Origin of the sequence: Bradyrhizobium sp. BWC-3-1 (assembly GCF_032917965.1) — a bacterium.
Lineage (GTDB): Bacteria > Pseudomonadota > Alphaproteobacteria > Rhizobiales > Xanthobacteraceae > Bradyrhizobium > Bradyrhizobium canariense_D.
On sequence record NZ_CP136625.1, the window covers coordinates 6565711 to 6590298 of the forward strand.

The 24588-nt window shown below is 59.6% G+C and carries 23 protein-coding genes and 1 pseudogene; 4 read left to right on the forward strand and 20 right to left on the reverse strand.

From position 1 onward, the window contains the following. Nucleotides 1-88: 88 nt before the first annotated feature. The 4 genes and pseudogenes from RX329_RS31680 to RX329_RS31695 all read left to right on the forward strand — a co-directional run bounded on the left by RX329_RS31680 (nt 89) and on the right by RX329_RS31695 (nt 5050). Complete coding sequence (locus tag RX329_RS31680; RefSeq protein WP_085350531.1) at nt 89-2671, forward strand: MobA/MobL family protein; 2583 nt, start codon at nt 89-91, stop codon at nt 2669-2671. A 419-nt stretch (nt 2672-3090) separates the two neighbouring features. Then, nucleotides 3091-3968, forward strand: a pseudogene (locus tag RX329_RS31685) (SMODS domain-containing nucleotidyltransferase). Further along, entirely contained in the window at nt 3946-4533 is a 588-nt protein-coding gene (locus RX329_RS31690; protein WP_085359197.1) for an SLATT domain-containing protein, read from the forward strand. Before RX329_RS31685 ends, RX329_RS31690 begins: the two are co-directional and overlap by 23 nt. 70 nt (nt 4534-4603) lie before the next feature. After that, the gene (locus tag RX329_RS31695) at nt 4604-5050 is read left to right on the forward strand and encodes a hypothetical protein (RefSeq protein ID WP_201263209.1); all 447 of its coding nucleotides are present in this window, start codon (nt 4604-4606) and stop codon (nt 5048-5050) included. Between the two features lie 748 nt (nt 5051-5798). On the opposite strand, the gene RX329_RS31700 is transcribed toward RX329_RS31695, so the two are convergent. From RX329_RS31700 to RX329_RS31795, 20 genes are all read right to left on the reverse strand, one after another. Then, a complete protein-coding gene (locus tag RX329_RS31700) occupies nt 5799-7913 on the reverse strand; it encodes a TonB-dependent receptor (RefSeq protein ID WP_240543252.1) in 2115 nt (704 codons plus the stop codon). Nucleotides 7914-8130: 217 nt separating this feature from the next. Continuing rightward, nucleotides 8131-8844, reverse strand: coding sequence for an urease accessory protein (locus RX329_RS31705; protein WP_085359199.1), 714 nt, complete (start codon nt 8842-8844; stop codon nt 8131-8133). A 165-nt stretch (nt 8845-9009) separates the two neighbouring features. Then, a complete protein-coding gene (gene hypB / locus RX329_RS31710; RefSeq protein ID WP_085359201.1) occupies nt 9010-9990 on the reverse strand; it encodes a hydrogenase nickel incorporation protein HypB in 981 nt (326 codons plus the stop codon). Next, nucleotides 9990-10331 (reverse strand): hydrogenase maturation nickel metallochaperone HypA, encoded by a 342-nt coding sequence (locus RX329_RS31715; protein ID WP_085359370.1) that lies wholly within the window; start codon nt 10329-10331, stop codon nt 9990-9992. The genes hypB and RX329_RS31715 overlap by 1 nt, the downstream gene beginning before the upstream one ends. A gap of 8 nt (nt 10332-10339) precedes the next feature. Then, complete coding sequence (gene hypE, locus RX329_RS31720; protein ID WP_085359203.1) at nt 10340-11407, reverse strand: hydrogenase expression/formation protein HypE; 1068 nt, start codon at nt 11405-11407, stop codon at nt 10340-10342. Next, a complete protein-coding gene (hypD, locus tag RX329_RS31725; protein WP_085359205.1) occupies nt 11404-12534 on the reverse strand; it encodes a hydrogenase formation protein HypD in 1131 nt (376 codons plus the stop codon). The genes hypE and hypD overlap by 4 nt, the downstream gene beginning before the upstream one ends. Beyond that, nucleotides 12531-13223, reverse strand: a complete 693-nt coding sequence (locus RX329_RS31730) for an SIS domain-containing protein (RefSeq protein ID WP_085359207.1) — start codon at nt 13221-13223, stop codon at nt 12531-12533. Before RX329_RS31730 ends, hypD begins: the two co-directional genes overlap by 4 nt. 13 nt (nt 13224-13236) lie before the next feature. Then, nucleotides 13237-13518, reverse strand: coding sequence for a HypC/HybG/HupF family hydrogenase formation chaperone (locus tag RX329_RS31735; protein WP_007594357.1), 282 nt, complete (start codon nt 13516-13518; stop codon nt 13237-13239). Further along, nucleotides 13488-15947 carry a carbamoyltransferase HypF gene (gene hypF, locus RX329_RS31740; RefSeq protein WP_317244807.1) on the reverse strand — a complete coding sequence of 820 codons (2460 nt, stop codon included), beginning with the start codon at nt 15945-15947 and terminating at the stop codon, nt 13488-13490. The genes RX329_RS31735 and hypF overlap by 31 nt, the downstream gene beginning before the upstream one ends. Next, nucleotides 15944-16882 (reverse strand): hypothetical protein, encoded by a 939-nt coding sequence (locus RX329_RS31745; protein ID WP_240543251.1) that lies wholly within the window; start codon nt 16880-16882, stop codon nt 15944-15946. The genes hypF and RX329_RS31745 overlap by 4 nt, the downstream gene beginning before the upstream one ends. 266 nt (nt 16883-17148) lie before the next feature. Beyond that, entirely contained in the window at nt 17149-18018 is an 870-nt protein-coding gene (locus tag RX329_RS31750; protein WP_162847246.1) for a NifU family protein, read from the reverse strand. A 29-nt stretch (nt 18019-18047) separates the two neighbouring features. Then, nucleotides 18048-18272, reverse strand: coding sequence for a hypothetical protein (locus RX329_RS31755; protein ID WP_085359213.1), 225 nt, complete (start codon nt 18270-18272; stop codon nt 18048-18050). A 13-nt stretch (nt 18273-18285) separates the two neighbouring features. Beyond that, nucleotides 18286-18495 carry a hypothetical protein gene (locus RX329_RS31760; protein WP_085359215.1) on the reverse strand — a complete coding sequence of 70 codons (210 nt, stop codon included), beginning with the start codon at nt 18493-18495 and terminating at the stop codon, nt 18286-18288. Beyond that, on the reverse strand, nt 18492-19559 hold the full coding sequence (locus tag RX329_RS31765; protein ID WP_085359217.1) for a hypothetical protein: 1068 nt from the start codon (nt 19557-19559) through the stop codon (nt 18492-18494). Before RX329_RS31765 ends, RX329_RS31760 begins: the two co-directional genes overlap by 4 nt. A gap of 69 nt (nt 19560-19628) precedes the next feature. Beyond that, nucleotides 19629-19955, reverse strand: a complete 327-nt coding sequence (locus RX329_RS31770; RefSeq protein WP_007594374.1) for a hypothetical protein — start codon at nt 19953-19955, stop codon at nt 19629-19631. Then, complete coding sequence (locus RX329_RS31775; RefSeq protein WP_085359219.1) at nt 19952-20437, reverse strand: hydrogenase maturation protease; 486 nt, start codon at nt 20435-20437, stop codon at nt 19952-19954. Before RX329_RS31775 ends, RX329_RS31770 begins: the two co-directional genes overlap by 4 nt. Before the next feature lie 134 nt (nt 20438-20571). Further along, the gene (locus tag RX329_RS31780) at nt 20572-20880 is read right to left on the reverse strand and encodes a hypothetical protein (RefSeq protein WP_085359221.1); all 309 of its coding nucleotides are present in this window, start codon (nt 20878-20880) and stop codon (nt 20572-20574) included. Between the two features lie 47 nt (nt 20881-20927). Further along, nucleotides 20928-21239 (reverse strand): hypothetical protein, encoded by a 312-nt coding sequence (locus RX329_RS31785; protein WP_085359223.1) that lies wholly within the window; start codon nt 21237-21239, stop codon nt 20928-20930. A 100-nt stretch (nt 21240-21339) separates the two neighbouring features. Further along, nucleotides 21340-22938 carry a nickel-dependent hydrogenase large subunit gene (locus RX329_RS31790; RefSeq protein ID WP_007594382.1) on the reverse strand — a complete coding sequence of 533 codons (1599 nt, stop codon included), beginning with the start codon at nt 22936-22938 and terminating at the stop codon, nt 21340-21342. A 60-nt stretch (nt 22939-22998) separates the two neighbouring features. Further along, nucleotides 22999-23961 (reverse strand): hydrogenase, encoded by a 963-nt coding sequence (locus tag RX329_RS31795; RefSeq protein WP_085359225.1) that lies wholly within the window; start codon nt 23959-23961, stop codon nt 22999-23001. Between the last annotated feature and the right edge of the window lie 627 nt (nt 23962-24588).

Below are 24588 nucleotides of genomic sequence, written 5' to 3' on the forward strand. Positions count from 1 at the left end.
TTTCAAATATGCGTCTGCAGCAAATTGGACTGAGGTCGTGAGCGGCCTTCGCCGTGCTCAATATGCAGAATGAAAAAGGCTACTCCGGATGGCGATCACATTCGCGCGATTGGTGACTCGACACCTGACGCAGCGGTCGGGTGCCGTGCGAAACCTCGCCTATACCGCTCGCACCGCGATTTACGATCCACGTCTCGATACGGTCTTCGACTACGCGTGCCTTCAAGGCGACCTTGCATGTCACGGGATCATTTTGCCCGAGGGCTATCCTCCCCGATTCGCAGAACTCGATGCCCTCGCCGCAGCTCTCGACCTTGCCGAATGGGCCAAAGTGCGCACGCCGCTAGAGCAAAGGACGCGACCGCCCCAGGTCGGGCTCGCGCTTGTGGTCGCACTCCCGCCGAGCGATGAACTTTGGCTGCATGAGGCGGCCGAGCTGTTCCAGAGGATCGCCACGGAGCCAAGTGGATCAAGGACGGTCCCGATCCACTGGGCGATCCACAATGCGGACATCAATTGCCATGGGCACGCATACTACGGGCTTAGAGTGTTCGATGCGGAAGGCAGGCCGGGCCATCGGGTCCGAAACTTCATCGCCCGCCTGCGTCCCTCGCGCTTTGGCACCGAGGTCGTCGAGGGGGTCGATTGGCCGTCGCTGGTATGGGAGACGCAACAAGCCTACTTCGAGGAGCTCGGGCTCGAGCTCGTGGTCGACCCGATTGCGCCGGCTCCGGGACTACATCTCTCCCCCGTGGTGTACGCCAACGGCACGATCCACAACGAACGGACCAGAGAGCAGGTCCTTCGGGCGCGTCAGCAGGCGCATACAGCCAATGTGGCGGCGATAGAGGGCAGCCCCGCAGAGCTCATCGAGATCCTGCTGCGGGGACGATCCTCGCTGCGCGTTTCGGAACTCGAGCGACTCAGCGCGAAATTTTTTGATCATCCCGCGGAGAGAGCCTCTAAGGTCGAGCGCGTTCTCGGCGACGATGAAATCGTGACGATGGCCGAGAACGGCGCTGAAAAGCCCCGATATCTGACGACCCGTCGGATCCATGTACTGCTGACGAATGCTGCTCAGCTGATCGACGATCCGGGTCAGCAGCAGATCTCGACGATTACCGCTCGCGACAGCGCCTCGCTCGTGGAGCGGCTTGCCCGGCACTACTTCACCGGCAACTACCCCTCTCACCCGCTCATCCTGGGCCACGCGTTGTCGGATTGCGAGGGGACCGCGCTTGCCCTTGCCGCCTGCGAGCCGTTCGTCGGCACCATCGACATGGCGGTGACGGGCTCCGACAGTCTGCTGGCGACCGGCCGTCGGCGCGATCTCGCCTTCCGGCCGGGACGCCCGGTCATCGTGCCCCACAGCGAACGGATCGACGATCAGCGGCTTGCACAACTCCTTCTGGAAGCAAAAAAGCACGACGTTCAGCTCATCTTCGGCCACGACCAATGCAGGCGGCACGGAATCGTCGCTCGTCGCCTCGCTGCATATGCCGCGGATCGCGCGACGCCGAATTCAGAACGCTATGGGCGGAACGACATCGAACGCCTGCTCCGGGCAGGCCTGGTCAGCCTCGCGATCACGGCGATGGCCGATCATGGACTCCTGAAGTTCGACGATGGCCTTTCCCGTGAGGTTGATAATCCGATGTGCGTCGTTGCATGTCAGAGTCGACGCCGCATGCGCGACTTGGCCGCCGTGATCAGGGAACAACGCGTCCGATCAAAAATCAGCGAGCCGCCGGAGCAGCTGACAACACTTCGCGGAACGCTCAGTCTGTCGGTCGGCGAATGGATCGTGACCACGGAAGCGTGCAATGCTCCCGCGCTTCCGGCAGGACAGTTCGCGCGACTCGTTGCCGTCGATCGGTCGGCCAGCGTCATCTCGGTCATCCATGACGGAGAGATCAAGAAAATCGACCTTGATAAGTTCGCCGCAATCAGGTCGGCCAGCACGCTCGCAATCAGGGAGGCGCGCGGCCTTCCTCCGAACATGAGACTCGTCGTAGAGCTCACGAAGCACCGCCATATTTGGAGCAGCCTGCTCCTCGTCGCCCGACATGCGCACGCCGAGCTCTATGTCGATCCGGTCTTGGCCACGTCGGCTCGAAAACTGGCCGAAATAGCGGGCCGATCGCTGCCGGGAGCTCTGCCTCACGAGCGCGAGATGAAGCCAGATTCCAATGCAGAGATCGGCAAGATCTTGCTGGCACTGCAATCCAATGATCCGGTCGAGACGGAACTGTTCCCCAAAGCGCCTGTTACTGCACCTGCTCCACCGCGCCCGATCCATATGGAAGAGAGGATCCGCGGTATGATCGCATCCAACTCCGAGGGCTACCGCTTGCTCCACAATCATGTCGGAAATCACAATCCCGCTCGAGAGGCGAACGCGGCTCGTATTTTGGGATTGAGCAACAGCAATCTGCTCAAGTCCCTCGTGCGCTTCCTCGCCGATCTCGAGCTCGAACGTCCCAGCGACGAACTCGACGATCTGGATCTGCCGGTGGAGCTGTCTGAGCTTGATCCGATGCGCTGGACTTATGGCGATATCGAAAACGCTAGATATGAACTCTATACCATGGCGATCCCCGGCTCGGCGTGGGGGCTCAAGCCCCCGCTTCCCCCACAGAACATGACGCCCGTGAATTCGGCGGACACTTAGCGATGGGCGCCTGACAGCGACCGCCGTCCTGCGGCATTCAAAGAGATCCCCCGGAAATTGTCGGCCAGGAGCGCTGTCCGGCCTCCCTCACCATAGCGTCGCGGACTGGCCCCTTCCCGTCTCCCGAGCATCAAGCCTCAGGCTTCGCGAGCCTGGCCTACCGCTGCAAACGATGAGGCACCCGATCCGGACATCATCATGAGGCGCTCGCGACCTCGGAAAGGACCATGACCCCAGCTACGGGCAACAGTTCGCATTGAAACTAGGTGACAGCTATCGGCCTACTATTATGAGCTGGCTATAGAACTACCAGCCGCACTCGCCCCGTCCGCGCAACCCCCGGCGCGCCTCGTCTTGCTACCCTGAATTGTGCCACCGTAGCGCCAGTGATTCGCAGGAACAAAGGCTGGAGAAGCCCAATGGGGGTCGGGGACGATTTTTCCAAGTTCAAAGAGAATTATAAAATTACGATAGAGCTAATCAGCTCGATTTCTTACCGCTATAAAAGGATTACTCGGCAGCTCAATTCGGATTTTTGGACCACCAATTCTGAAACGGCCCATAGCCTTTACGTTGGCTCCTACGGCCGCGATACCGCCGCCAAGGGGATAAGCGACCTCGACATCGCGTTCATTCTGCCGAACGCCGACTATCACAAGTACAATGCGTATCAGAACAACGGTCAGTCAGCGTTGCTGCAAGCGGTCAAGAAATCAATTCAGAAGACCTACAGCACGTCGGAGAGCTTCGGAGACGGCCAAGTAGTCGTCATCCGTTTACGGACGGTTTGAGCTTTGAGGTGCTGCCCGTCTTCGAAAACAAGGACAGCGATAGCTTCACCTATCCTAACGCGAATGCTGGAGGTAGTTGGAAAGTTTGTAATCCGCGCGCAGACATGGCAGCGGTCTCAAAAAGAAGCGACGCCACGAACACCAATATGAAATATTTGGCCCGCATGGCGCGCATTTGGTGCAAGCATTGTGATGTGCCCATGAGTGGAATGCTCATTGACACATTGGGGTATCAATTCATCGAAACTCATGAGCACCGCGACAAGTCATTCCTGTACCACGATTGGATGATGCGGGACTTTTTCGATTTCCTCTCAAAGCAAGACCAGCAGAAAACCTACTGGCGTGCCCCGGGCAGCGGTTCGTCGGTGGCCAGAAAGGGCATCTTTGAATTCAAGGCTCGCAGCGCATACTTGCGGGCTTGCGAGGCCATCGCGTTCGACGACAAGGAATGGTCGCGCCGACAGAAATGGAGAGAAGTCTTTGGTAGCCTCTATCCCGGGTGAAGACGAGCGCTATGTGCTAGAAAGTCAAGTCCGTGAGTTGTACGGGCGATGCGCTTATACGCACAAGACGCACGAGAAGATGGCTGAGCGCGCGAGCACCCGTCTCTGGCGCGTCAAATGGGCTCAAATCGTCTTGTCCGCGCTGACAACGGGCGGAGCCATAGGAGTGCTATTTGATAAGGCCTCAACCATCTTCCCGTTGGCGACTGCCGCACTGTCCATTTCGATGCTCATTTTGAATAGCTACGTGAAGGACCTCGATCCGGGTCAGGACGCCCAGATACATCGGGACACAGCTTCGGACATTTGGGATGTCCGGGAGGCCTATCTAAGTTTGCTGACCGACATCCGCGACCAAGCGTTCAGCCTCGATGATCTCCGCAGTCGGCGAGACAAATTGCAGGCCCAGCTACATGCGATCTACAAAGCCGCGCCGCACACGAACGGCAAGGCCTACGGCGAGGCTCAAGACGCACTGAAAAATAAGGAAGACCTCACATTTACCGACGCGGAAATAGACGCTTTCTTGCCGGGGCCATTAAAGCGCACTCGCTCCCGGGCCTAACATCTTGGCCAGTCGGCGTGGCGACCGCCAGCATACCTTCAACGCGCTCGCATTCGCGAGCCGGGTCAGGATGCCAGCGGCTGACGCCGCAGCGCCGCATGCGAAGCGCCAGCTCGGCACCCTCGCGCTTAGCACCGGGATCGCCGTAGGGCTGATCCAGCGCGCTCATGTTGGGATAGCAGGGCGGGCTCATCCACGGCATCAGGCCGAACGCTTCTATCTCATCGTCGCCGGTGATCTCTGTTTCGAAGACGCTGCCATCGCCAAATGCCTTGATCACGCAGTGACGAAGAAGGGCGACACCACCGTCGCCGACCGTCACGGGCAAGGTCTACAACCGCTCCAAGCGCACGAAGGAGAAGCGCGCAATGTTGAGGGCCTCGCAGCCGAGCTGCGCCGGATCGTCGGAGCGCCTGTCGCCAATGCCCTGGAGCATCGAAGGGCACGGCTCCTCGCCCGACTGAGCAACTCTGAGCACATCATAGCCTTCGCAGCCCAGGCTTTCCCCTGCGCATGAAATGTTCATGCGTAAAAACGCTTTATAAATCAAAGCAGTAAGTCTTGAGTGTCGTCATTTGTGTCGCGATCCGCTGGGCGACCGTTCCCTGTGCATATCTCGGGGGCGATCCTCGATGCAGGCATCACGTGCACCCTGGCTTAGCCCTTCGCTTTGCTTGCATTTTCGTGCAATCCCGCGTCCTAGGGCCGCCCGCTGATGCACCCCCGCGCTGACTATACCCGAATGCGTCGAACAGCCCAGAGACGCACCACGCGGTCCCCTGCGTGTCGTGTGATGCGATCGAGCGTGTGTCGTGACCCTGTCAAGGTCGTGATGACGCGATAAGCGCGGAGTGCGTGTGTTGCGATCTTACCGCTGGCGTTTAGGCTCCGAAGAAGCCTCATTCATCGATCGACGCAATCGTCCTGAAACAATGGAAGGAGGACCCTCAGGTGGCGACCGCGATAGACAATGCGAGTAAGTAGGCAGACCGACCGTACGTTTCAGAACCATATCTCTCCTTCAGCATAGGCGCGCCGGTCATCAAACCTCCTTGCCGTCCACCGAAAGCACGCCGGTGCCGCCCTTGCCGAAACCGGGCCCGTCATATTTGAAATCAAACACGATGGTGTGCTGGCCGGGCCATACGCCTCGCCACTGCCAACCTAAATGCTCGAGAGGATCGGTCGTCTCGGTGTCGAGCAGGATGCCAACCCGGGTCCCCTGTCCGGCTGCCGAGGCCGACGGAAGACGGGGCTCGTGTCGGTTAGAACGCCGACGCCAGCGTTACGCGCCAGGCCCGCGGTTCGGCCGGATGCACATGACGGTCGGCGATGCCGCCGATCGGCTCACCCGGTAGACGCGATAGATAGTAATATTCGATCTGGTTCGTCTGGGCGTCGAACAGGTTGAGCACGTCCAGCTGCAATCGCGCACCATTGTCAAATCGGTAGCCTGCGCGCGCATTGAAGATCAGCGAGGAAGCCGACCGAACGCTATCGTCCTCAATCAATGGACGAGGACCGAAATAGCGCGCCTTCAGCGCGCCGAACCAGCCTATTTCACGGCCGACGATGATGCTGCCGCTGGCGATCCAGGCCGGGGCACCAGGAATGCGGCCGCCCGCGGGATCGAGATCGCTGAAGCGCGCGCGGGTATAGGCAAGATCAAGGTCGAAGGTCAGCCAGGGCGCGGGCTTGTAACTATTGGTCCACTCCACTCCGACACGTCGGCTCGGCCGGCTGGGTTCGGTCGTTCCGGCATCGCCGACGAACAGGAGCTCAGAGTCAAAGTCGAGCACGAAGACTGCGACCGAGCTGGTAAGGCCATCGATCGCCCTGGTGCGGATACCCAGCTCGGCGCCACGCGAGCGCACCAGGAGCGGAACACGATCGAGCGGGGTCACCTTATCGCGGGGATCAACGCTGATGGTCGCGCCGCGGATATCATTGCTGTGCAGGCCGTAGCCGGCATTGCCGTAGAATTCGGTCTTGAACCAGGGTCCAAACACGATGCCAGCTTTCGGACTCATCATCGACGCCTGGGCGTTACCAGAATTCTGCGGCGTATCACTGAGAACGCGTCCGGCAAAGATGTCCTCGCGAATTCCAACAGTGGTCCGCAACCACTCGGCCAAGCGTGTGGTGCTATCCATCCAGAGGCCGACATTTCCTTCCTCCACACGGTCCGCGCGTACGGTCGAAAGCCACGCGCGCTGCTCGGTCGCGAATAGGCCGACCTGAATATGATCGTGGCGGCCCTCCACGCCAAAACGGGTATGTGTTTCAAACCCACCAAAGCGCCAGTCGAACGCATGCCGCGCATCAAAGCCCCCGAGTGTGCGACGATCGAGCTGACTGAATTGGTCGCCGTTCAGCGGATCATCGAGGACATAGGTGAAATTGTTGAAGAGCTGTAGCTCAGAACGGACGACATAGGCGCTGATATTGCTTTGACCGTACTCGCTTGAACCAGCCCAACTGCCGGAGAGACTGAAGCGGCTGGAGGTGCCGCCGTCGGTCGGATCGAGCGAGCCGAAGCGGCCGATGACACCCAGATCGACGGCACGCTGCGCGATCTGATCGGTCGAATTCCAGCCGTTGGAGTAGGCCATTCCAGTGAACGTGAATCCGTCGGTTGCGGTACCCTGGCTGTAACGCAAGACGCTGTTGATCTTCCGCACCTTGTCCGGCACGTCCCAGGGACCGTCGTATTTGCTATTCTCGACCGCGGCGAGCAGTGTACCGTCGCCCATCACGGTGGAACCCGCCACCAGCGCACGGCGATACCCAAAACTGCCAATGGTCATCTCCGCGGTGTTTCTCGGCGGCTTGTTCATGTAGTCGATGCTGACCGCGCCGGCGGAAGCGAAATCGCCGAAGTCGGCGAAGTATGGACCTTTGCGGATACCAACCGACTGGATCAGCTCGGGGATCAGGAAATTGATGTCGGCATAGCCCTGCCCGTGTCCGTGCGTTGGCATGCTGACAGGCATGCCGTCGAGACTGATCGCGAGGTCCGTACCGTGATCTAGATTGAAGCCCCGCAGAAAATATTGATTGGCTTTGCCTTCGCCGGAATGCTGCGTGACGATCAGTCCAGGAACGACCTCCAGCGCCTCGCCAGGCCGCGAGAACGGAATGGCATTCACCTGCTCGCCGCCGACAAGCAAGGCGCTCGCAGCGCCAGGCTGAATGGGCCCCACTGCGTTGCGCGACGCACCCGGCATGACCCCGCCGGTGCCTGCAGTCGCTATTTCCGGCTGATCAGAGTGCACCACATTGCTACTTCGCGACGGCCTGTCTTGCGCCGCTTTTGGCCTGGCGGCCCGCCTACGCGGCGTGACATCCGGCGACGTCACCGTGACCGAAGGAAGCTGCATTGGCTGAGCCGCCGCAAGCTCTTGCGCAGCCGACGGCGCCGCGAGCCCAGTTAGGGCGGCGAAAGCTCCCCAGCAGAGCGATCCCCGCAGGAATTGCTTCGTCCGGTCAACTCTCACGGAGCCACTCCGACGCACCTCTGGAACAGCAATGCATCGAGACCGGCAGAGCTCGCAAGCACGAACGGCTCCAATCATACCCGGCCAAAGCGCATGCCATCTAACTTGTCGCGAAACTGTAGGCGATTGCCGTGGTATAGACAGTCAGAGCCCCCAGTCCGATGGTGACAGCGCCGACGACACCCTGGATTGCACGATTGGTCCACGTCAGCCAGCGGGCCGAGATCGCCAGCGGCACGGCGATGATGATCGAGAGGCAGCCCATTCCAAACATAGATCCGACGCCGAACAGCCCAACATACAGCATTCCGTAAACGGGATTGCTGATTTGCGATACCGCGAGCACCAGCAATGCGGCCGAACCGGCAATTCCATGGACAAGCCCTACCAGCAACGAACGCCAGCGAAACCCGTGCGCATGGGTGTGCGAGTTTTGCTGATCTATCGTTCTTTCATTCCGATGGCTATGAACGTGGGTGTGCTTTGTTCCATCGAAATGTCCGTGGCGATGAAAGTGAACGCGATCACGCCATAGCTTCCAGAGAACATTGATCCCGAGGCCGATCAACATCACGCCAACGGCAGTTTCAAGGGGTTGCGCAAGGCTTTCGGGGATTGCGCGACCTAGCAGGATGGCGACACCAGCGAAGACGAACAGGGCCAGCGTATGTCCGAGTCCCCAGGTCAGCCCATGCCTGACGATATCGCCGATATTGGTACGCCGGGCTGCGATGCTGGAGACTGCAGCGATATGATCCGCTTCCAGCGCATGTTGCATGCCGAGCAGGAATCCCAGCCCCAAAATCCCCAACATCTGCGCCCCCCGCGGTCTGTGGCAGACATACCCCGTTGCACATCGGGGAACAGCCGGCCGTTCGCACAACAATCAACGTTCGCGCAGATCGCGTATGTCCATCTGCGACAGAGAAGCGTCAGAGCAGAACACTGAAGCGAGGCGCTAATCGGCGCCATCAATGCTCTAGGCGAAGACCGCCTCGCCAGCTTTGCTCAATTCACGGCGCAACCAGCCGTACCAATCGGCAAGTCCCTCGCCAGTTCGCGCTGAAAGCTGAAACACAGTGATGTCCGGGTTAACAGTCCGCGCATTAGTCAGCGCCTGCGAGACGTCAAAATCGACATGCGGCAGCAGATCGATCTTGTTCAAAATCATGATCTCTGCAGCACGGAACATGTGGGGATATTTCAGCGGCTTGTCCTCGCCCTCGGTCACCGAGAGGATCACAACCTTCGCGCGCTCTCCGAGGTCGAACATCGAGGGACACACCAGATTGCCGACATTCTCGATCATCACCACTGATCCCGCCCCGGGTTGCAGCTCGCGCAACCCGCGGGCAACCATGTCGGCCTCGAGATGGCACCCCGTGCCGGTGTTGACTTGCACAGCCGGCGCTCCTGCGGCCCGAATTCGCTTGCCGTCATTGGCGGTCGCCTGATCGCCCTCGACCACGTAGATCTTTAGCTCGGCAGACAGGTCGCGAATGGTGTGCTCCAGCAGCGTCGTCTTACCCGAACCCGGCGAGCTGACCAGATTGAGCGCGAGGATTTCGCGACCTGCAAACCATGCCCGATTTTTTGCCGCCAGCGCATCATTCTTGGCGAGGATCCGTGTCTCCAACTCGATCACGCTGCCCCCAGCGTGATCGTGTCGATGCTCCACGCTGTGATCATCGTGGGCTGAATGACTACGGCTGTGATGTGTGCCATCGCCGTGAACATGGTCGTGGGCATGATGATGGTCGTGGGGACCGTCATGGGGGTGGTGGTGATCGTGACTATGCATGACACCACCGCCCAGCAAATGATCATGTTTCAGGTGATGTGCGTGCTCATGGCTATGATCGTCGTGGTGGGAATGGCCGCTCATATCGATTTCCTTCCCGGTCTGAAGATTTAGGACTGTGGCGCCTCGCTTGTCTCCGCATCCGCAATGACCACACATCAAGCGACCTCCTCTTCCAGTTCCATGCTCTTGATGTTCAATTCTTCGCCCTGCAATCGCGTCAGCAGGCGCGAACCGCAGCTACACGCGCTGAACAGAGTCTGGGTGGCGAACTCCAGTCCACAAGAATCGCAGCGGGCGCGTCCCTCGATCTTCCTGATCTCCAGCGTTGCGCCTTCCAGCATCGTTCCCCGGGCAACCGTCTCGAAGCAGAAGGCGATCGCGTCCGGCATCACGCCGGACAATTCGCCAACATCAAGATTGACGCGGCGAACCCGACGGCCCTTGGCTGCGTCGCCAACGATCGCGATAACGTTGCGAGTAATGCCTAGTTCGTGCATGAGCAGCCTCAGCAAATCCGCGGCAATTGCTCGCCCACCAGCATGTCGACGATACGCTGTCCGCCAAACACGGTGCGCATGGTGACACGCCCTGGCTCTCCCCGTTTGACCCTGCCGACGACTGCGGCCCCCGCGCCCAGCGGGTGAGCCCGCATGGCTGAGAGTGCGGCATCGGCCTGTTCGGGAGGCGTGATCACCACAATCTTCCCCTCATTTGCGAGATAAAGCGGATCAAGGCCAAGTATTTCGCAAAAGGCCTTCACCTCCTCGCGAATAGGAGTGGCGCGTTCGTCGATTTCAATCGCAACCTGGGAGGCTTCGGCGATCTCGTTGAGTACTGTCGCCAATCCACCGCGCGTCGCATCGCGCATGAATCTAACTTCGGGTGCCGCCTCTAAAAGTACTCCGATCAGGCCATGAAGGCAGGCGCAATCGCTTTCGATCGTCGAATCAAGTGCCATGTCCCCGCGCGCGCACAAGATCGCTGCGCCGTGGTCACCGAGCAGACCATTGACCATCACCACGTCGCCTGGCCTGGCGTTGCCGACTTCGAGTTCGAGGTCTCTGCGGATCACGCCGATCCCCGTGGTAGTGATGAAAAGCTTATCGCAGGCGCCACGTTGCACCACCTTGGTGTCGCCGGTGGAGATGACAACGCCGGCTGCTTGGGCGGTCACTGCCATCGAGCGCGCAACTTGGCGCAAGACCTCGATGCTCGTCCCCTCCTCGATGATCACTGCACACGATAAATATAGCGGCTTCGCTCCGCCGACCGCGAGGTCGTTGACCGTGCCGCAAACCGCAAGTTCGCCAATGTCGCCGCCGGGGAAGAATAACGGATCAACCACGAAGGAGTCCGTCGTGAAAGCGAGCCGGTCTCCATAGCCAGCCAGTTCGGCCAGGCTGAACCGAGCCTGGTCTTCCAGGGGCGCGAGCGAACGATTGTCGAAAGCCGCGACGAACACGTCGTCGATCAGATCCTTCATTGCCTTGCCTCCACCACCGTGGGCAAGCGTGACCTTATCGACACTGACTTTGCCGAGCTTGCGAGCATGAACGAACGGCGCGACGTTCATACTGCCTCCTTGTAGCTCTTCTGGCCGCCATATTGGTAATAAGCTGCACAGGCGCCCTCGGACGAGACCATCAACGACCCGAGCGGCATCTCCGGCGTACACGCCGAGCCGAATACCTTGCATTGCCACGGCTTGATAACGCCTTTGAGCACCTCGCCGCACTGGCACGACTTCGGATCGGCGATCTTTAAGTTGGGGATGGCGAACTTTTGCTCAGCGTCGTAGCCAGCATACTTTTCGCGTAGTTTGACACCGGAGTGGTCGATCGAGCCAAGTCCGCGCCATTCGAAGAACTCACGCAGTTCGTAGACGCGTGAGACCGCTTGAAGCGCCGCTGCGTTTCCGCCATCCGGAACGATGCGGGCATATTGATTTTCGACGTCGCTGCGGCCATCCTTGATCTGCTTCAACACCATCCAGATGGACTGAAGGATATCGAGCGGCTCAAAACCGGCTACCACCATCGGCTTTCGGTAGAACCTGGCGATGAATTCGTAGGGAGCTGTGCCGATCACCATCGAGACGTGACCGGGTCCAAGGAAGCCATCGAGCTGGAGGCCCGGGCTGTCCAGGATCGCCTTGATTGTGGGAACAATGGTGATGTGATTGCAGAAGACCGAGAAGTTGATAATTTCCTCGGCTTCCGCCTGCAGGACGGTCAACGCCGTCGATGGCATCGTGGTCTCGAACCCGAGCCCGAAGAAAACGACCTCGCGATCCCTGTTCTTGCGGGCGAGCGCCAGCGCATCCATCGGCGAATAGACCATCCGAACGTCGGCGCCATCGGCTTTCGCTTGTAGCAGGCTCTTCTTCGAACCCGGAACCCGCATGGCGTCGCCGAAAGTCGCAAAGATGACGCCAGGGTTCTCTGCAATCGACACGCAATCATCCACGCGTCCCATAGGCAACACGCAAACGGGGCAGCCCGGTCCATGGATCAGTTCGATCTCCTTGGGCAACATGCCCTCGAGGCCGTAGCGGAAGATTGAATGCGTGTGACCGCCACAGACCTCCATGATATAAATCGGCCTGCCGGGCGGCAGCGTCATGGTTGAGACCAGCGCTTCGATTTCCCGGACCAGGAAGCCAGCCTTTTCAGAATCGCGAAATTCATCGACATATTTCATGCTGCGGCCCCCTTCGTGGTGGCTGATCCGCGATCGTCCGCGAGCAGCGTGTGCACCAGATCCCACAAGATGTGATAGGCCGCCACGTGACATTCCTGGACCCGGTGGATGGATGTCGTTGGCACTACTAGGCAGAAGTCGACCAGGCCTGATGATTTCATCTTGCCGCCTTCGCCGCCGGCAAGGCCGATCGTGAGAATGCCGATTTCCCTGGCCTTGGCGAACGCAGCCATCAAATTGGTAGAATTGCCACTGGTGGAGATGCCAACCAGCGCGTCGCCGGCTTTTCCCTGCGCCAGCAGCTGACGGACAAAGACGTGCTCGAATCCGAGATCGTTGCCAACGGCGGAGATCATTGCGAGGTCCGCAACGAGATTGGTCGCGGCGAGCGCCGGCCGGCCTGCAGTGATGGGATGAACAAATTCCACGGCCACATGAGAAGCATCGCAGCTTGACCCGCCATTGCCCATCGAGAACAGCCGGCCGCCCCGCCGGTAGACGTGGGCCAGAGCCTTGGCGGCGGCAACCAGAACCGGCCCCTGCTCGTCGAAGAAACGGGAGCTGGTCTCGCGAGAGTCGCGAGCTTTCTCATTGACGGAATGCAGGAGTGCCGCGTCTAACCGCTCCGGTGACTGCGGTTGTCCATGCAAAAATGGATAAAGTGCCGTGAGATCGCTCTCGTTGGACATGGTGAGACCCTCCTTACTGGGCCGCCGACAGCTTCATTGCCTCGATCTCAGCCTGGGCTTCGCCGAGTTCGATCAGTATTTTCAAGGTCTGGGCCGCCTCTTCCTCGTTGATCCGGCTCATTGCGAAACCGACGTGAACCAGCACCCAGTCGCCTACGCACGACTCGACCGGATGGTCGTCGTTCACGATGCAGGCGATGTTGATTTGTCGCTTGACGCCACCAACATCGACTGTTGCGAGGCGCTTGGTCACATCGTCGATCTTCACGATGCGTCCGGGAATGCCGAGACACATGACCTGCTTCCTTCTGTTGACGGCCTTTGTTTATCGATCAGATGCGCGGCAGCGATGGCCGCTTGCCCCAGTGCAAGCCCACCGTCATTGGCGGGAACCTGGGCATGCGAGAGCACCGAAAACTTCGCCTGTCCAAGGCGGCGGCTGACTTCCTGGAATAGAACCCTGTTTTGAAAGCAGCCGCCCGACAAGGCGACTGTCGAGAAACGCGGTTGCGTCGCATCGTCCTCGCCGCCGGCGAGCTTTCTCGTCATGGCGACTATCGATATCGCCAAGCCCTTATGGAAGCGTGCGGCCATGACTGGCGCTGGCGTGTTCAAGATGAGATCACCGAGCACCGCGGCCCACATTGCTCGCGGCTCGATGTAAGGCAGTCCTGACCCGGGCAGGTTCGGAATTGTCAGGGGGTAGCCGAGCTCATCCCCCTCATTCAGCATCGTATCAGGATCGACAAGGGCTTCCAGTCGCGCCGCGGCCTCGCCCTCGTAAGCCTGCCGCTCGCGGCAGACATCCAGCGCCGCGGCAACGGCGTCGAACAATCGGCCACATGACGACGCCGGCAGCGCGTTGATGCCCTTCTTGATCATGGCATCGAGGGTGCTGCGCGGCTTGCCTGACAAATAACCATGAAGTGCGAGCTGGTCGAAATTCATTGAAAATTCCGGCCACTTCATCTCGGCCATCAGATGCGCATACAGGTTACGCCACGGCTCGCGGACTGCATGAGCTCCGCCGATCATCGGGACCGGCTTGAATGTGCCAAGCCGTCGATAGCCCCGGTAATCGGCGAGCAAGAATTCACCGCCCCACAACGTACCGTCGCCGCCCCAACCCAAGCCGTCGAGCACGATACCGAGCACCGCGGGGGCATCCAGCGGATAATTGTTCTCGGCAAGGCAGGAGGCGACATGGGCGTGGTGGTGCTGAACTTCGATTAGCGGCAACTCATCGGCGACGGCACGCTCATGGGCGAATTTCGAGGACAGATATTCGGGATGCAAGTCGACGGCCAGAGCGGCCGGTGCGTGATCGAACAAGCGAGCATAAAGCGCGAGATTCTTCCGGTAGTCATCGAAACATCTCGCATCCTCGAGATCGCCCTGATGCTGCGACAGGATAGCGGCACCATTATTGAGGAGGCAGAAGGTCGACTTCAACTCGCCGCCCATCGCCAGCACATCTGGCGCTGCCTCGAATCCCCTGGGCAGGACCATCCACTCCGGTGCGTAGCCGCGGGCTCGGCGCAGTAGCCTCACGCGGCCGCCAACAACGCGCACGACAGAATCGTCAATTCGGTTCGCGATTTCACGATCGTGGATCAGCGCATAAGAGGCGATCCCGCCAAGCCGTTCGCCCGCTTCCGCGTCTAGTACGACCTGCGGCTCGTCCGAGAGGTTTCCGCTGGTCATCACCACCGGCCGCGCCATCCTTCGCAACATGAGAAGATGCATCGGGGTCGTCGGCAGCATGAAGCCCAGCGTGGCAAGGCCCGGCGCAATTGTGTCCGGTAATCTTCCCGGGCCATTGGCCTCGAGCAGGACGATCGGCGCCGAGGGAGCCGTCAACAGTGCTTCTTCCTCGGCGCTCACGCTGCAATAGCGACGAATCACATCGAGATCGCGCGCCATCAGTGCGAACGGCTTGGCATCACGATGCTTCGTTCGGCGTAGCCTTGCTACGACGTCGGTCTTGGTGGCGTCGCAGGCCAATTGATAGCCTCCGAGACCCTTGATCGCGACGATCTCGCCGTTCTTTATCAAGCCACACGCGGCATCAACATCATCCATCATCGAGAACTGGTCGAAGGTGAACGCGTGGCCGTCGAAACGAACCAACTTCGCCCTGGGCCCGCAGGCATGACAGGCGATTGCTTCAGCATGGAAGCGGCGATCGGCAGGATCTTCGTACTCGGCCCGGCAAGCTGCGCACATCACAAATGGCGCCATTGTGGTAGTGGCGCGGTCATAGGGGATAGCGTTGACGATGCTAAGCCGTGGTCCGCAATTGGTGCAGTTTGTGAAGGGATAGCGATAGCGGCGGCCGAACGGGCTGGTGATCTCCTCGGCACATTCGGCGCAAATTGCAGCGTCAGGCGCAACTTGGGTATTTGCGCCGCCGGTAAGGCTCCCTGCAATGACGAACTGCCCTGGCAGACCGCCACGACCCGGCCCTGTCTCGACTGCATCGATACGGGCCAGTGGTGGCGAGTCAGTGTGGATGCGGGCGATGAGCGCAGCTATGGTGCGCTCGCTGCCGTAAAGGCGGATCAGCACGCCGTCCGCGTCATTTCGAACGTCGCCTGACAAACCAAGCTCACGCGCGAAACGCCAGATCGCCGGCCGAAAGCCAACCCCTTGCACGCGGCCGCGCACGCGAATCTCCGCTCCGACATTAGCGTCTGGTTGCGCGATGCTGCTACAATCGGTCACGAAACCGCCTCCCAAAGGAGTACGCGGTTATTGCCGGCGTCGGCCACGACCAGCAGATCATCGCACGCTGAAGCAGCGTAGGGCCAGCAAAGGCTGTCGCGCGTGGCAGAACGCCACCGATTGTCTCCTTTGGCCGAGAACATGGGCTGCCCAGCCAGCGCTATGGCAGGAGAATCCATTGATAGGCCGTCCAGTTCGAATCCAAGCAATCGCGAATTTGCGGTATCGGTCACGATCAGCATTCCGCCTTGCACGGTCAGCCCGTACGGCATGTTCATCGCGCCAGATGTCGGATGATAGGAGGCGCGGTTGTGATCGAGGTGCGTGAAATCGCACTGGCCGAGCACGAAATCGCAGGCTTGTCCGATGGAACGCGGAAACGTTCGCCACGCCATGACACGATTACTGCCAGCGTCAGACACGAATAGCATGCCGCTGCAGGCCACGATGCCGTGGGGCCAGCGCATGCCGACCGCGCCGCCGGCCTGCCCAGCATTGTCATCGCGGGTCACAAAGTCGAGCTGCCCCAAGACCAGATCGGCTGGTGTGCCGTTCGAGTTCGGAATACGATCCCAGACCAGGACACGACGATTCCCGGTGTCGCAGACAATCAGTTTCCCGTCCACGATGGCCACGCCGTAGCACCAATTCAATGTGTCCGGTCGGGGCGCGTTCGCGCCGCGATTGGCGAGACCGCTGGAAAAATCTGTCTGCCCAAGCACTACATCGGCAGGCTGGTTGGATGTTTCAGGATAGGTATGCCAGATCAGAATGCGATGATTCCATGCATCGGCTACAGCAAGGACGCCATTGGACGCTGCGATTCCAGTCGGCATGTTGAGCGTCGTCGGCCCCACGTCGCTCTTGGCGTTGCGTCCTTCTCGCGAAAAGTCTGGTTGACCAATTATCAGATCCGCTGGTGTCTGATCGGCCATTGGCAAAGATCGCCAGATCATGAGCCGATGATGGCCTGTGTCACAGACAAACAGCGGTCCGTGAGCGCTGGCAAGGCATGCCCCACGCGGGCCGAACAGGGTTGTCGGGTCTGGCACGATTGATTGCGCCAGACCATTCGGCAGCGCCTCGCCCCCAAGGACAGTGCGCGCGCCGTCATGAGCCAAGAGCGGCCGCGCGACGTGATTGTCTCCGGCCCGCGCAAGAGCCCTATCCAATCGGCGAGGGGCAAAGGAAACCTGCATGGCTACACCGAAATCCTGACCTCGACCCGAGCGCCTATAACGCGAACAGCATGGGATTGGAGCGCCACCTCCGGCGCGGTGAGGCATTCACCGCTTGAAAGGTCATACTGAAAACCATGATGCGGACAGGTGATGATGCCGCTCTCCACCTCGCCGTCGTGGATCGGAAATCCGAGATGGGCGCAGGCATCCTGGAAGCAAGTGACACTCGCACCCGCGCGCGACAACAATAGCTTATCTCCGCCAATGGTGATCGCGCGAACCCCACCTTCCGGAATGTCGGCCAAGAGACCAGCCGAGAGCCAGTTCCCTTGTGCGTCAAGCGCGAACGGGCTGACAAAGCGAACTCCGTTGTCCGTGGAGCTGCCCAGCCCCTTTACCTGTACAATCTCTGTAATTTCTGGACATGCCTCCTCAACTGCCTTCTTCACGCCGGCGTGGAACGTCAATGCGGACGCCGGACAGCCGTCGCACGCCCCAATGAAACGCACTTCCACCTTGGGTGGGTTCACCTGGACGAGCTCCACGTTGCCGCCATGCGAACCCAACATGGGGCGGACGCCCTCAAGCGCCGCTTCGACTCGTTCGTTGAGGCTGGGTTTGACGATCTGATGCCGGCGCAAAACCGCGTAGACGACCTCGTCGGCGACCGCATTTTTCATCGCCGCAAGCGCGGCAGGATCAGTCTTGAGCGCCCGGATCAACCGGCGCAACGCTTCTCCATCCAACGCCTCGATGGCCCGTTTGTAGGCGCCGACGGCCGCCCGCTGGGTATCGTCCCATGTCGCAAATATGGCCTCCAGTCGCTCGATGTCGCCGACCAAGCCGGCAAGATCGTCGCGCGTCGTCGAGATCATATCGTGGGCGTTCATATCGTTCTCACATGCGGACTCCCGCAGCATCACCGATAGCGGAGGTTCCGAAACAGATAGGGCTGCAACCCACCGCCGACGAACGCCGCGACCGGTGCCGCCATCCACAACGGGGCACCCAGCTTTGCGATCATGACCAGCAACGATGCAGTCACAAGCACGCCTACAAAAATCATGAGGAATGCTTTGCGCGGTTCGGCAAACAACTTGCCGCGGAAGAACAGGACGATTGAATTCTGAGCCATTGCCCACATGATATCGTTCTCCTCAGCCGACAATCGTAAGGATGGCGAGCCCAAGAAAGGCGCCGGCAACGCCGGCCAGGGGCCCATAGAAGCCCCCCAGTAGCGCTGCCAGTTCATTCCCCAACACCTTGCCGCCGACGACTACGCCTCCGATGACGCCGCCGCCAATCGAGGCAACGACGCACAGGATAAACGAAACAACCAACATTTCTGGAGAAGACGGTAGGGTCATAGATCGGAAGCTCCGGTTTCGCTCGATTGACGATTGCTGGGATGAGAACGCACGACCTGGCCATCGGCCGAATTCGACGCCAGCAACTCGCGCTGAATCTGGTCGATCGCTTCGGCAACGACCTTTCCCTTCTCCAAGTCGCCATGCGCCATGAAGATCTCCCGCGCTTCGCCGTAGTAGGCGCGCGCTTGTAAAAGATTGGATCGATTACCACCGTCTGGATCGGAGGGATCGTCGGGCAAATTCCACAGGCAGTTGGCTTTGTTGCAAATCGTGTTCGCGTATTCGAGCGGGGTCGTCTCGCGCGCCCGCACCTTCAGCGCTTCGTCGTAGGCTTCAAGTGCGCGTATGTTGTTTGCGATCGTGTGGCTCGAGGACACATATTGCAGAGCGTTGCCAAGGTTGTTTTGCAGCATCGCATATTCGGTCGGATTGTCGATCAGCGTGATGACCTTGAGACCTTCTTCGAAAGCCTGCACCGCAAGCGCTTCACGCATCTTTCCGCGTTCGTCCGTCATGGGGATCGAGAGAAACGCCGTGGCAAGGTTGTTCTGCAGGATCACGAACTCCTGCGGAAACTCAGATCGCGTGAAAGTCCGCAGCGCACGTTGATAAGCGGAAATGGCGTCTGTGATGCGGGCCTTGTTCACGCCTGCAAGATTCTGCAATACCAGGCCGAAATTCATCTCTGCTTCGGCAAGCTCCTCTGGCCTGCCGAGCTCGGTCATAGTCCGGATTGCCTGCTCAAAGGCCGGGCGCGCCTGCTCAAGCGCCGCTGTACCTTCCTCCGGTATGGCCTGTAGCGCAGTGCCTTTACGCGCCAGAATTCGAGCCGACAGAAGCCGCATGTCCTCAGGACAAATCGCCAGCGCCTTGTCATAGAGGGCAACCGCAGCATGAAGCTGATCCGGCGATTTGGGCTGCCGCTGCAGACCCATCGCAATCTCCATCAGCATCTCGGCCCGCTCGGAGGGGCTCGCCTCGGCGTCATCAGCAGCCGCAAGCGCCGCACGCACTTCATCGCCGAGAAGTCCTGTAATCACTGCTTCCTCCGACCAGCGCATTTTTGGCTGCACGCTTGGTACGAGAGCTACTCTAGCAGCACGAAATCCGAACTGTCTATCTATTATGCGTTATGTAAACTTAGTTTGCAGGAAAGCGCCAGCGGCGATGAGCGCACCAGCTTCCGGCGACCACGCGACCGGCAGCTGCGAGGCAACGTATTCATCGACCGCGTGCTCGCGCAGGAAATCTGGTGCATGCACCACTCGGTCTCCTCGGCTGTTGCGAAGCTTGAGGAGATAGCCCCCGGCGGCGGCGTGACGGACTGGCATGATCCAGAGGTCATCGGCGCGGCGTAACAGGATGACCGCCTCCAACCCTGCAAAATAGCGGTCGTATGTTTCGCGGCTCAGATAAAGTGCCCCGCGCGCTATTCTGACAAAAAAGACAGCGGTCACGACGATCCCTCTGGGCCAAGACGTGCATCGATCAGCGTGGCAATGCGGTCGGTCACTTTCGCGACAGCGGCTGATGCGGCATCAGATAGGCCGATCCCCAATTCGACTGTCTGCGCTTCAATCAAAAGCACGACGACGTCCGAGGGAAAGTCGTCGCGAAAGATCTTCCGGCCTGCGAAAAGTGCGTGATCCCACCGGAAATCGTGCAGGTTAAGCGATGGCTCGTAGCGCTGCTCCAGCTCGCTTCCTGGCACTTCGAAAACCGCCCCTGGCGGAGAGCCCGAGCGACACGCATCCACAACAATCAGCGTCCGGCACCCACGCGCCGCAAACATGGTCGCCATGCCGTCAGTTCCTGCAGCCAGCAGACGGACGTTTGGTAGGCCCGCTCCAACACCGCGCGCCTCCAGCAGGCGCAGGACTTCAAGACCCGCACCGTCATCGAGCCGATTTGGATTTCCACATCCTATGACCACGATCATGGGGAGCCCGCTACGCAATGCGTCACCATCTGCGATCCCGCACCAGGCGGCAATACCTCGTCGTGACATGATGCGCTGATAACGACGCGGCGCATAGATCCGGTATCGGTGGCCTGGGCCCGCAACATTGAGAGCTAAATGCGCCAGAGGCGACAGGACCATTGCGGCTCAACCGGCAGATCAAGCTCGGGCAGCTCGCAATAGCGGCGGTGAACCTTGTAATACATGCACGTTTCACACAGTTGCTCGAGACCCTCGTGTTCAACCGGCTCGAGGGTAAACCCTCCGAGGACGAGCTTCGTTTTCAGCTCATTACCCGCGGCTTTCAATCGAGAAACGATCGTCTGAACTTCTTCATGAGAATCTGCCCGCGGCAGGACCTCCGTTTTGAGGCCACCCGCCAGAAGAGCGCGAATCTCGTACCGGATCTTCCCGTCGCACACGGCGTCATCTCTCCTGAGGTTCGCTCTCGCGGCTGTCAGTCAAGACATCAGATTCGCCACAATCGGCACCACCACTCTGGCTCGACCGGGACCGCAAGTTCAGGCAGGTCGCACCACCTTCGATGCACCAGATAGTACATGCACTCCAGGCATCGTTGGTTATCCGGACCGTACGGATGATTTACAAAGCCTCCGACCACAAGCTTGCCTTTGAGATCCTTTGGATCGAGCCGGCGAAGCTGGAGCAAAATATCGCCAAATTCCTTGTCGGTTTCGGGAAAGGGCTCGACTTCCGTTTTGAGCCCATTCTCGAGCATGTCGGCGATCGCCTTGAGCACAACCTCTTTGTCGGACGCCATGCGCGACCGCCTTTCGCTCTAAAGATTCAGTATATGACGTTGCTACTGGCAATTTAAGCACCAGCGCTACGATACCCACAGCGTGCCCGATGAGCGAACGTCAGGCCGTTCGGAAGCGCGCCAATTCCTCGCCCGTCTTTGCGTCATGTGCGTGGACGGTGCAAACTAGGCACGAATCGTAGGAGCGGCAAACGTGACCGACCTCGACCGGGTCGTGCGGGTCCCTGATCGGAGAACCGATCAAGGCCTGCTCCATCGGGCCCCGAACGCCGTCGGCGGACCTTGGACCAACATTCCAAGTCGTCGGCGCAATGATCTGGTAATTCTTGATCTTGCCATCCTTGACCTCGATCCAGTGGCAGAGTGCGCCACGAATGGCCTCTGTAGCTCCCCAGCCCCGTCCATCCCGTTCCGTGGGCTTGATATACCAGGGATCATTGAGCCGGAATTCACGCAAAGCACGTTCGGCCTGGCGATAAAGCTTAACCCCTTCATGCATGCGGGCGAAGTGCCGCAACATGACGTTTGCCCCACCCAACTTCCTGTACATGTCGAGTACCAGTGGATCGAAGTGCTGCCAGGCTTCCCCATGCGTGCCGCCGGCGATGAGCTGACGAGACAGCGGACCAGCTTCCAGGCGTCCTGATTCGTCGTGGCGCACAGCCGTCGACCAGGAATATTGGCCGTCCATATTGATGGTGTTCTTTTGCGTAGGCACCGTCTTGCGATCGAACGGATGCACCCCACCCGGCTCATCGTACCAGGACCGCATCGTATCTTCGCGCGTGTGCTTCTGATCCATCAGCTTGAAGCTGTTGGCGTTGCCGTCATAAACACCGCTCTTCATGATCAAAGCCGCGTTACGCCCATCGATCGTCGGCTTCTGATATTTATCTTCATGCGGCAAGTAGCCCCACGAGACGAACTTTTCGTGGCCCTTCCCGAACTTGTCCATCCCACAGTCAACGCTCATCCGCCAGAACATTCCTAGATCGGAATTTGCGTGCTCGGGCTTCTCGTCGAGCCAGGCCATGAAGTCGTCATAAGATTTGATCTCTTCGTAGCGCTCCAATGAACAACCGAGCCAGATTTTCTCCATCCAGTCACGGCGGAAATACTCCAGGATCGACCACGCTCTGGTGACGTCGGTCAGGGTCGGTGCGCACATCACGCCGCCCGGCACCATGTAGCTCGAGTGCGGCCACTGGCCGCCCAAGAGTGCGTAAATTTCCACTGGCTTGCCAGAGATCGTGACGCCGATCTCGTAATTGCTTCCGGTGAACGGTGCCCAGCGTTTGACGGCTTCTTCGTAGTATTTCGATTTCGAGTAGTTCTTGTGCGTGTAATCGATCATGAACAGACCGTAGTGATGACGCGGCAGGCTCTGAAGGCTTTCGACAAGCTGACCGAGATTCCGTGCCAGAATCGCATTGCGGGGCACCTCCGTTTGCCACGCGGTATCGAGCGCCCAGGCCGCGCACGTCAGATGCGAAGCACCGCAAATTCCGCAGGCCCGAGGTGTGACCACAAGGCCCGCCTGGGGGTCCTTGTCACGCAAGATCACCTCGAAGCCGCGGAACAACTCCGCCTGGGTCCAGGCGTCGACGACGACTCCATCCTGAATGTTGACGCGGACATCAAGGTCGCCTTCGACGCGCCCGACGGGAGAAATATCAAGTGTTTGAACGGCTGAGGGCATAGGAATGCATCCTGAATTTTCAAGGTGAAGTGTCTGCGCGGTGTTGGGCGAGCTCGCAGCTCAAACGACGAAGATGTCTTCCTCGGCCCAGGCGGGAGAGGCGGCCTTGGCTGCTGCCGTGAGCTTGATGTAGCCGGCCTTGTCGACGCCGAGCGGCATGTCCTTTGGAACGCCCATCATCGTTTGCGTCTTGAAAACCGTTCCCGGCATCAAATCGAAGAATGGGAATTCCGGCTCCGTGCACCCCATGCAGGGCATACCCGCGCGCGTCTTTGACGACTGGCGATTCCAGAGGATGCGGTTACAAGGCGAGTGTGTCATCGGACCGCGACACCCAAGATCATAGAACAGGCACCCCTTGCGCTGCCCGTATTCGGTCGCGGATACCTTGTAGGCGAAGTGCATGTTACGGGTGCAGCCCGTCTGGGTGAAGCTGGTAAAGAACGTTTTCGGACGCTGGAATTCGTCAAGCGTCAGGTCGCCGCCGCGTCCCGTAGCGACCGCAACAACGATTTGCGTTATCCAGTCAGGATGCGCGGGGCAGCCGGGCACATTGATGACGGGCAGCCCGGCCTTGGATTTATAGGTCGGTCCGAGAAATCCGCCGTGCTTTCGCTTCAGGAACTGCAGTCCCTCGCTTTCTGACGGGTTCGGGGCTGTTGCCGGGATCCCGCCCCAGGTCGCGCAATCGCCGATTGCGACCGTATATCCGGCGACCTTCGCAAGATCGGAGACCCAATCCTTCATCGGGCGGCCCGCGAACCGATTCCATTCGCCCGTGCCGTTCGGCGCGTTGACGACTGAGCCTTCGAAGACGAAAATATCCAGCGGCATTGCACCAGATACGAGCGCATGCAGCATTTTTCTGAGGTTTTCGCCGAGCTCCATGCCGAGCGAAGGATGCCAGAGAACATTGATGCCAAAATCAGTGACCAGGTCGCAGGCGCTCGGCTCCTCCGCGTTGAGGAACGACATCGTATTTCCTGAACATGCGCCGCCCTGGAGCCAAAGTAGATTAGCCATCAATTTCCTCCGCTATGTTCTATCGCCAACCAATACGGCGCTTGAACAATAGTACAGCAAGACCTGTGCCGGATTGGGCGACCCTGAAAAGACCTCGTAAAGACAGATGCTTAGTGTGAAGTGGTCCAAGTCCCCGAGGTGTTTCTTCAAGCGCATTGGCTGCAAAGAAAGTTGGCTATGCAAAGTTAGTTTTCAAATTCGCTGACCGATGTAACGCGATTATGCGCGTCAACGAGCGGGTGCTCACGAGGGAATGACTCTCTCAGAAAGAACAGGAGGCCAACGTGGAGGGCGCGCTGCGCGCACCTAGGGTCTCTTCAGAATCGCCGCGCGCCTGGCGCGCTTCAACGCACCGGATGTTCTCGAAAATACTGGTGTTTAGACAGCGCGTAACCAATTGCCTGTTGAGCTCCGCGGTTAACCGCAGCGAACCGCGATCAGACCGGCAGGCTCAGCGCACAGCGGCTATCCGTGACGGTTGCCACAGGCCGGGCAAGTTACCTCCAGCAAGTATCCATACCAGATGCCGCGACAGCGGCTGCACCAATGGCCAGTAGCCTGACGCTCGGGCAAGCCAAGAGCTTTCGAAAGCTGGCTAGTGCCAAGCTCCCTAAAAGGTTCGGAGCT